Raw genomic sequence first — 529 nt, 5'->3', positions numbered from 1 at the left:
AAATAATGGTTTTTCAGCCCTGTTCACGGTCTTACATATTTGGTGCTGAGACACTTACTGCCCGAGAGAATGCGCCGTATGCCCAAACCTAAAAACGACACACCAAACACAGATCGGGCAACCCAACGGGCATCTTCCTCTCAAACAGGAGCCAACTTGGGAAGTGGCGCGGGTATTACCGTATTTTTGGGTTTTATCGGGTTTATTGCTTCCCCACGCGCAAGCCTGCGTAGCTTGTTAGAAGATGCAAAAGACCATTACCGACGCAAAAAATAGCCAATCATTTCAAAGGATGGTGGACCCGGCGCGATTCGAACGCGCGACCTTTGCCTTCGGAGGGCAACGCTCTATCCAGCTGAGCTACGGGTCCGTGCGCCTTCCCTAACGCAATTCAGGGGTATTTGCCAAGCCTCTATCTGCATTATCCTGATAACTTCCCGTAGATAGATTTTTTTCTTATTCTGAGTCTGTCATTCTGTCTGGATGAATTTAACGCGCCAAACTATCCAACCATGAGGCCGGAAACCAC

At 49.0% G+C, this 529-nt stretch carries 1 tRNA gene; it reads right to left on the bottom strand.

Features of this window, described 5'->3' with window-relative positions:
- Window positions 1–293 precede the first annotated feature (293 nt).
- Window positions 294–370 (bottom strand) — tRNA-Arg (locus tag OZD63_RS05565).
- Window positions 371–529 lie beyond the last annotated feature (159 nt).

The organism is Wolbachia endosymbiont of Drosophila leontia (genome assembly GCF_028981785.1).
In the GTDB taxonomy this organism is placed as follows: domain Bacteria; phylum Pseudomonadota; class Alphaproteobacteria; order Rickettsiales; family Anaplasmataceae; genus Wolbachia; species Wolbachia pipientis.
This window is presented reverse-complemented; position numbering and strand designations above follow the sequence as displayed.